Genomic DNA, 9922 nt, shown 5'->3' with positions numbered 1-9922 from the left:
CGCGTGTGCAGCAACGCCTGCGTCATCGCCTCGTCCAGCCTCAGCAACGCCGTGCCCGCCGGCAGCACCCGCGCCGTCGCCCCCGCGCTCACCACGCACACCGGCTGCGCATCCTCCAGCATGTACGCCAGCCGCTCGGCCGGGTAGCCCGGATCCAGCGGCACATACGCCCCGCCCGCCTTCAGGATCCCCAGCAGCCCCACCATCATCTCCAGCGAGCGCTCCACGCAGATCCCCACCAGCGTCTCCGCGCCCACCCCTCGCGCCCGCAGCTCCCGCGCCAGCCGGTTCGCCCGCCCGTTCAGCTCGCCGTAGCTCAGCGACGCGCCCTCGTACACCGCCGCCACCGCTTCCGGCGCCTTCTGCACCTGCGCCTCGAACAGCTCCACCAGCGTCTGCTCCGCTACCTCCTCCGCTGTCTCATTCCAGCCATCGAGCAGCTGCATGCGCTCTTGTGCGCCCAACAGCGAAAAATCAAGAATCCCCGTCGAAGGATCCGAGACCACTCCATCGAGCAGACGCAAAAGCTGACTCATCATCCGGTCGATCGACTCATCGTCGAACATCGACTCGCGATACTGAAACTGGACTTCCATCTGATCCGGCAACTGGATCACATCGAACACCAGGTCATTCGGCGAAAACCCAATCGGATTTCCGTAAAGTTCCCACTGTAGGTTGCCGAATTCAGGCAATGACAACGCCCGGTTCAGATTGAATAAGACTGAAGCGAGCGGGCGCCGATCGAGTTCCAAATGCAGATCAAGGTCCTTCAAAATCTGCCCGAACGGATAGTCCGAATGACTCAATGACTCTACAAGATCAGCCCTGACTCCAGCCAGGAAATCGACGAATGACGGGTTCCCCTCGAAGCAAAAACGTATCGGTACAAGATTCAGCGTACAGCCCATCAGCGGCATATCGCCGATCTCAGCACGGCCGGCTGTCATCGGGACGCCGATGACGAGATCCTCTTGATTCGTCAACCGTCGAATCAGGATTGCCACGACGGCCAACATAACCATGAAAGTCGTAGATCCGCGTGTGCTCCCCAATTTTTGCAGCCGTGCGTGCAGCGACGACGGAATGATCAACCGCTGCTGCTTGGCCCGATTGCGTTCCACGGACACAAAACGCCGCGGCTCCGCCCACTCGATTCCCGTACTCAGAGGCGCATGAAGCTTGTTCGTCCAATAGACCCGGTCGCCGCGAAACCGGTCGCTTCGCAGATACGATTCGTGCCACTCGACATAAGTGCCGAACGGCATCGCAGGCTCAAGCACCGGCGGCGTGCCTCGGCAAGCGCCGGTATACACGGCAGCCAACTCTTGCAGGAAGAGCTCCTGGGAATAGCCGTCAATCACCAGGTGATGAAACGTCACGACCAGAAAATGCTCTGTTTCTCCGGTCTTCAGCAGATGCGACAGGAACAGTGGCCCCCGACGCAAATCCATCCTGAGCTCATTGTTCGCTGCCAGCCAATCGTCGACCGCACGACGGGGGGCGTCAAGCTCTGACAGATCGATGATCGGGAGCTCGACCCGCTGCACCGGACTCACGTACTGAACCAAATCAAGTTCGTCGAAAGTCGTGCGCAGTGCGGAATGGCGGTCGACGAGCGTCTGAATCGCGCCTCTCAATAGCCGGTCGTCAAGCAGACCCTCCAGGCGCACTACGGTGGTCGAGTTGTAGCTCCGCGTCGCGTTTTCGTCGACCTGACACTCGATCAAGATCCCCTGCTGCGTAGAAGTCACTGCGGACTTTATATGCGGCACCGGGGAGACGGTCTTGTCGCGCGCCGACGCGCCGGCGTCGAATGACTCCCGCAACAAATTCAGATAATCCAGATTCTCGACGACGAAGCGTTCGTTGACGCCGAAATCGATGAAGCAGCCAATTTCGTCGACGCCCATCCGGCGCAAACGTTCGACCAGCGGCGCACAGGATTGCGGGCTGCCGATCAACGCGCTGGTTTCCACATAGCGTTCATAGGCAGTGGAAAGCAGATAGTCGCGATCCTCGTCGCTCAGGCTCGCCACATCTACCTGCAGGCCCAGACTGGCCACCATATTCTCGAACAGGCCGATCGACGTCTTCAGATAGCGAATGAACGCGTCGCGCGCGCCGGCTCGCGCCTTTGCTGCATCCTCGCCAATAAACGTGTGCAACAGCACGGTCACGCCGGCCCCGCACCGCGCCTTCGAATATCCGGATTCGGCAAGCGCCTGCCGATAAACACGAAGATTGCTCGCAAGCTGCTCGACCGACTGCCCCATCAAATTCGTCAGAATCCCGGCGCCGATCAGCCCCGCCCGCCGGTAAGTATCCGGATTGTTGACAACGGTCACCCAGACAGGCAATTCCGCCTGCTTCGGCATGGGAAACAACGTGACATTTCGCGTATGGCGTGACCCGTCGAGATACGGTAGCGACTGTCCACTCCAAAGCGAGCGCACCTGCTCGATCTGCTCGAACATCTTCTCGCGATGACTTCCGAACGCTTCCGGCGCAAACACGAAGTCGTTTGGATGCCAACCAGACGCACACGCTATGCCTACTCTGCCGTTCGAAAGGTTGTCGACCATCGACCATTCTTCGGCAACCCGCACCGAATGGTGCAGCGGCAAAACCACGCTGCCCGCCCGAAGTTGGATCTCGCGGGTTTCGCGCGCGAGCGCCGCACACAGCACGACCGGGTTCGGCGACAGTCCGCCGAACGCATGGAAATGCCGCTCGGGCAGCCATAGCGCCGAAAATCCATGTTCGTCCGCATAGCGCGCCGCCGAGAATAGAAGACTGTATTTGTCTTCGTGGTACTCGGCGTCGTAATGCCCGAAGAACGACAGACTGAACTTGATCTGATCCGCTGCGGCATCGTCGGCTGCGACAGCGGCCGATCGATGCGCTGCTGCCGGCTGTCGAACAGTCGTGAATGCCGACGCATGCGTCGCGCTGGATGCCGCAATCGTCCTACCGCCCGCTCCCGCTGCGCTCGACGACTCAACAGTGTTACCCGTGCGCCGCGAGCGAGTTCCGGACGGCGGCCCGGGGAAAAAGCCGCCGTCGATCAGTGCCTGCACGCTCTTTTCGAAGATCTCGACAATCCGTGAAATATCGGCATCCGAATGTGCAGTGGAAAGGAACATATTGCGCCCCTCCCAGATATAAAGTCCGCCTGCGACGAGGTGATAGAACAACAGGTCGATATTCACTGTCGCTTCGAGACGGAACAGCGAGCCGCAATGCACAACCCTGATCGGCAAGTTCGTGTCAGCGAGAATGTCGTTCAACACATCCACGAGTTTCGACGTGCGCTCGTTCAACCGCTCCTGAAGTTCAGGCCCTTCGGCGATGAGCTTGCGCAGCACCTCGCGCGCCGCGACGAGCATCAATGGATGCTTGCAGAACGTGCCGGCAAAAAACGTTGTCGTTTCTTTCGGGTACGACATGTCGCCGTATTGCCATTGCCCCCCGTCGACTGCATCGAGAAACTTGGCGCTGCCGGCGACGAGGCCGACAGGCATGCCGCCGCCCACCACCTTGCCATACGTCGCGAGGTCGGCCTTGACGCCGTACCAGGCTTGGGCACCGCCCGGATGCAAGCGGAACCCGGTGATCATTTCGTCGAAAATCAGCGCAATTCCCGTGTCGTGCGTCAGCGCGCGCAGATCATGCAGGAATTCGCGAGGCTGCCAGTCCGGCCGACGGCTCTGAATGGGTTCGACGAGCACGGCGGCGAGCTCATGAGCGTGCGCGCGAATCGTCTCCAAAGATTTCGCGGCCCCATATTCGAGCACGATCGTTTGCTCCGCCGCGCCCGGATGAATACCCGGCGCCATCGCCGAAGACGCCTGCGATCCCGGACGGCCATCCGCTTCGACGAGCGAGTCGTCACTCCAGCCGTGGAACGAGCCGGCAAAAATCGCGATCTTTTTTCGCTGCGTCACGGTGCGCGCGAGACGTAGCGCGAGCATGACGGCTTCCGTGCCCGAATTGCAAAACGCGACGCGTTCGTTTCCTGTCACGGTGCTGACCAGTTTCGCGACCTCGCCGGCCAGCCGAGTCTGGGGGCCCAGTTCGAAGCCGACCCGGATTTGCGAGTCGAGCGCGTGCTGAATCTCGGCCGGACGATGACCGAACAGGTTGACGCCGAACCCCATCGTCAGGTCGATATATTGGTTCCCGTCGGCGTCCCAGATATACGCGCCTTCAGAACGCTCGCTGATGATCGGGTAAAGCATTTCCTTTACGGAATACCGGAACCCCGCGGACGCGCGGTTATCCGCCAATACTGGACGGTAGCGCACCGCAAGCGCGCGTGAATGGCGCAGGCGAGCGTTGTACGAGTCGACGAACTTCTCGAGATAGGCTCGCTGAACGCCGGACAACGCATGATAAGGATCGTTCTTGCTCGTCGCCGAGGCCGGCTGATAAGCGACGAACGGGCGTCTTTCGGGCGCCGTCGCGTTCACGGCGGCCGTCTCGGATTCGACCCGTGCTTGCTGCGTGCTCACCTGCGCGGCCGGTTGCACGGTCACGGCGACCGCCACGGTTTCGGTTTCGCGTGAGACCGAAACGGGCTTCAACGCATGCCCCAAAGCGGCAATCTGCCCGGCCGTGATCCGTTCGAACGCCTCGAGCTGCTGACTCATAATGCGTTCCATCACGGAAACCGAGTCTGGAAGCCGCCCGCTCGTGAATCCTTCGCGCCGCAGAAGGGCCCCGGCAGGTTCGGCGTTCTCGGCGGGCGGCAGCACATTGCTCCCGTGCGCCGCTTCGGGCACACGCGTGGCGACGTCGGATTCGGCCGGCGCGACAGACGTCACGTCAGCGTGCGTCTGCGCCGCGACGTATTCGGCAATGGCCGCAATGGTCGTCAGCTCCTCGAACACTTGGCGGATCGTGATCGTGACACCGAAAGTCTGCTCGATCGACTTGATTGCCTGAACGAGCACGAGCGAATCGGCGCCGAGCTCGAGAAGGGGAGCATGCGAGTCGACTTGCGAAATGTCGGTTCGAAGCATTTTCGCAAGGGTGCCGCAAAGTATTTTCTCCACTTCCTCCTTTCGGTCCGCAGCGGATGTCTTCGAGGCAAACGTCTCATTCATCTTCATTTGATCCACTCTCGTTTCTTTCGCAGGTTCCGTCGCCGTTGTAACGCGCTCAGACAGCCGGGCCGCCGCCCTCGCCTCGATCCAATAACGTTCGCGCTGGAACGGATAGGTTGCGAGCCGCACGCGCTTGCGCCGCTGGCCGGCGTACACCGCGGCCCAGTCGACAGGATGGCCGGCAAGCCAAAGGCGGCCAGTCGCCTCGAGCATCGACTCGAGCTCCGACGCTTCCTCGCCCTGACGGGTCGAACACGAAATCACCTGCGCGGTTTCCACGCCGGCGTCCTTGATGCAGAGGCTCGCGATCGAAGTCAACGCTTGCCCGCTGCCGACTTCGAGAAGCGTGTGGCTTCCCTGGCTTACCATCGTCGTCAATCCGTCGCCGAAGCGAACCGGCTCCCGCAAGTGCCGCGCCCAGTACGCCGGATCGGTTACCTCTTCGCTCTGGATCCAGTTCCCGGTCACGTTCGAGAGGTACGGTATTGACGGCGCGTTCAACGTGACCTTGCCGACGCGCGCGGCGAAATCAGCAAGGATCGGCTCCATCTCATGAGAGTGGAACGCGTGCGACGTCACAAGGCGCTTGCACACAATTTGCTGCGACACGAGCCGTTGCTCGAGTGCCTCGATCGACGCCTCGTCGCCCGATACCACGCATCGATCCGCGCTGTTGATCGCGGCCACTGACACGCCGTCGCGCAGATACTCACGCAACGGCTGCTCTCCGAGCGCGACGCTCAACATCACGCCTTCGGGCAGCGCCTGCATCAAGCGGCTGCGCTCCGCGACCAGCGCCAATGCATCCTCGAGCGAGAAAACACCCGCGATGCACGCGGCCACATACTCGCCAATGCTGTGCCCGATCATCGCGGACGGCACGATGCCCCAATCCATCCACAAACGAGCCCACGCGTATTCGATGACGAAGATCGCGGGCTGGGCCGCGTCGGTGCGCCTAATCGCCGCCTCGCGCTCAACGAGAGGGTTCGCGTCCGAATACAACAACGCGAGCAAGTCCAGACCGGTCAGACGTTTGAGGATGCCCGAGCACCAATCGACGATTGCGCGGAACCGCGGAAACGTCCGGTACAGATCCTCCCCCATCCGCAATCGCTGCGTACCCTGCCCCGGGAACATGAACACGACCTTCGGCAGCTCATTGCGAACCTGTGCGGACAGGACGCGCCGGCTATCGCGAGTGCCCAGCATCTGCGCGGCTTGTCCGGCGTCGCGGCAGACGAGCATTCGCCGCATGCCGAACGCCGCGCGACCTGTCTGATGCGTATAAGCGATGTCCGCGAGCGAAAGGCTCGCGTCGCTGTGCATCTGCGCGGCGATCGAATCCGACATTGCGTCGAGCGCTTTGTGCGTTTTTGCTGAAAACGTCAGAAGCTGCCACGGCCAGAGATCGTCCTGAACCGCGGGCTGGTCCGGAGCCTCCGACACGATGACATGAGCGATTGAGCCGCCGAAGCCGAACGAACTCACGCCGGCTATCCTGCGGCCCGAGTCCACATTCCAGGGTTCGATGCTCGACGTGATCCGCAACGGCGAACCTTCGAGCGAACAATGGGGATTCGGCGCCTGATAATGCAGCGTCGGGGGAATGACGCGGCTCTCGAGCGCAAGCACGACCTTCGCGAGACCGACGATCCCGGCTGCCGCCTCGAGATGGCCGATGTTGCTTTTTGCCGAGCCGACCGCGCAAGAAGCACGACCCACTCCGGCCTCCGAAAACACGCTCTTGAGCGCGTTGAGTTCGATCGGGTCACCTAAGGCGGTTCCGGTCCCATGCGCCTCAATATAGGACAAGTCTTCCTTAGAAATGCCCGCATTTTTAATCGCGCTTCGAATCACCGCTGTTTGCGCGCTGCCGCTCGGCGCCATCAGCCCGTTGCTCCGGCCATCGTGCATCGACGACGACCCGAGGATGACCGCCCGGACAGGATCGCCGTCACGCACCGCATCGCGAAGCCGCTTGAGCACGACGACGCTGCACCCCTCCCCGCGCACATAACCATTCGCACGCGAATCGAAGCTTTTGCAGCGCCCGTCCGGCGCCAGCATGCCGGCGCTTGCGAAAGCGTCGCTTGCGTCCGTTGACAGGATGACATTTACGCCGCCGGCCAGCGCGAGGTCGGATTCGCCGTTACGCAGGCTTTGACATGCCGAATGCACGGCAACGAGCGAAGACGAGCACGCGGTATCGATCGAGACGCTCGGGCCGTTGAGATTCAGAACATACGAAATGCGATTGGCAACGACGCTCGCCGCACTGCCGGTCGCGCTGTAAACGCTAGGCAACCCCGACGCACGCGCCAGAACCGCGTCGTAGTCGCGCGTTGACACCCCGATAAAGACGCCGGTCGCGGTGCCCGCTATACGGGTCGCGGGAATCGCCGCGTCCTCCAGCGCTTCCCAGGCAGCTTCGAGCACAAGACGTTGTTGTGGGTCCATCCGCTCGGCCTCTACGGGGGAGATGCCGAAAAAATGTGCGTCGAACCGATCGACGCTATCGAGAAAGCCGCCCCAGCTCGTATGGGACGCGCTATCGCGCGCGCTCGCAAACGATCCCGCTGCGTAGCGCGCGTCAGGCACCTTGCGTATCGCGTCGACCCCGTCGTGAAGCAATGCCCAGAATGCATCCGCGTTTGCCGCGCCCGGCACATTGCAGCTCAAGCCGACAATCGCGATCGCTTCGTCGCGCCCGACCGATTGCTGTGCGTCCGGTGCGCCCGAATTCGCTCGTATTGGCTGATTTTCGCTCGCCGCCACGGCCAGGAACGTGGCCAGCTCGCGGACAGTCGGGTGCTCCCAGAACACCGTCGGACTGATTGGTGAGCGAAGCCAGCCCGAAAGCGCTTCGGCGAGCTGCACGGCCGCCATCGAATCCAGACCGTAAAACGCGAACGTCTGACTCGGGTCGATGTCTGCCGGCGACTGTCCAGTCCGTTGCGAGAGGTTCACCCGAAGCCACTGCTCGACATCGCTTACAGCAACCGATGCGCCTGCGCCCGTCTGCTCGTCGGGCGTCGCCACTGGCGCGAGCGGGCCGCCCGCGCCGGGCGTCGGACGATCCCATTTACCGACGATCTTCAGTGAGCCATCGATATAGTCCGCTTTGCATTGGCGCCGCTGCACCTTGCCGCTCGACGTTCTCGGAAGTCCGCCGGCTTTGACCAGCACAATGGTGTCGGGCGGCACGCCGACGGCATTCAGCACCGAGGATGCGATGCACCCAAAAAGCGAATCTTCGGCCCGCTTCCGAAAATCCAATTCCTGAACGACGACAAGCCGTTCCTGTCCATCGAGCTCAAGCGAAAACGCTACCGTTCCGTTCTTGCGCAACGCCGAATGAGCCTCGAAAGCGGCAAACTCCACGTCCTGCGGGTAGATGTTCATCCCACGGATGATGACGACGTCCTTGTGGCGACCGCAGATATAAAGCTCGCCCCCATGATAAAAGCCAAGATCGCCTGTCCGCAGATAACCTTGGTGGCCACCATCGAACGTCTGAGCGTGAAATGCTTCCTGGGTCTCCTTGATTCGCCTCCAATAGCCTTTTGCGACGCTCGGCCCCTTGACCCAGATTTCCCCGACTTGCTCGACGGCGCAAAGACCCCGTGTCGCTGGATCGACGACAATGACGTTGTGCCCGGTCACGACGTGCCCAACGCTCACAAGTTCGACGCGATCGGTCTCGCCGCGGGACAACGTGGCGCGATTGTCCTGCAGCGCAGCGCGCGAGAAGCCCGTATGTTTGGGAAGACTCGGCGACGGGGTGCGGCGCCCGGCTACCATCAGCGTGGATTCCGCAAGCCCATAGGCATTCAGCCAGGCATCCGAAGTAAATCCGCAAGGCCCGAACGTGTCGTTGAACGTCTTGAGCGTATTGATTCGAATCGGCTCGGCGCCGTTGAAAACAACGCGAAGCCGAGACAAATCGAGTGTCGCGCGTTGCTCGTCCGACACCGAGCGCACGCAAAGGTCGAAGGCAAAGTTCGGCGCGCCCGTTACCGTCACGCCATAGTTGCTGATTGTTTGCAACCATCTGAAGGGGTTGAGCAGAAACGAGGACGGACGCATCAGCACAGAGCGTGCGCCGACGAACATCGGCGCGAGGATGCCGCCGATCAGTCCGAAGTCGTGGTAAGGCGGCAGCCAGAAGACCATGACATCGTCTGCGGTGAGTTCAGCTGCCTCCACAATCGAGCCCAGGTTCGCGCAAAGATTCCGGTGCGTAACCATGACGCCCTTCGGCTTGCCGGTCGAGCCCGACGTGTATTGAAGAAATGCGACGCTTGCGCCGTCTGCGTTCGGCGTCTCCAAACCGTGTTCGCCGTACATCTGCTCGTCGAGGACCAGATAGTTCGGAATCGAAAGCCTACAGTTAACAGTACTCCGCGCCCGGATTTGCTCGAACTCGTCCGGCCCGGTCAGCGCAAAGTCCGCTTGTGCGTCTTCGATGACCGCATTCAACCGGTTGAACTGGCGGGCATGAACAGGCGGGTAGGCAGGAACCGGTATCGCACCCGCAAAGAGGCACCCAAAAAAGGCATGAATGTATTCAATGCCGGGATGAAAAAGCAGAAGGACCGGGCAATTCTCCTGCACGCCGTTCGATCTTAACGAGGCAGCAATTCGCCTCGCCGCCTCCCTGAGCTCCGCAAACGTGACGTGGATTTCCTCCCCGTCTTCTTTGAGAAAGGTGTAGAGAATCTTGTCGGGATGGCAATCTGCGCGCCAATTAAAGTGCGCGACCAGGTTGCCGGTCTCGTGCAACGAAATATCTGCCATGGTCTGGTTACTCG

1 protein-coding gene is annotated in these 9922 nt (G+C 61.4%); it reads right to left on the bottom strand.

The window, feature by feature from the left end; translation table 11 throughout:
- The coding region (locus J3489_RS21880; protein WP_207001556.1) for a type I polyketide synthase at window positions 1–9908 on the bottom strand (9908 nt) is incomplete at its 3' end.
- Window positions 9909–9922 lie beyond the last annotated feature (14 nt).

The sequence above is a fragment of the Trinickia mobilis genome, assembly GCF_017315705.1.
Taxonomy (GTDB): Bacteria; Pseudomonadota; Gammaproteobacteria; order Burkholderiales; family Burkholderiaceae; genus Trinickia_A; species Trinickia_A mobilis.
Note: the sequence above shows the minus strand (reverse complement) of the source record. Positions and strands in the feature narration are given on the sequence as shown.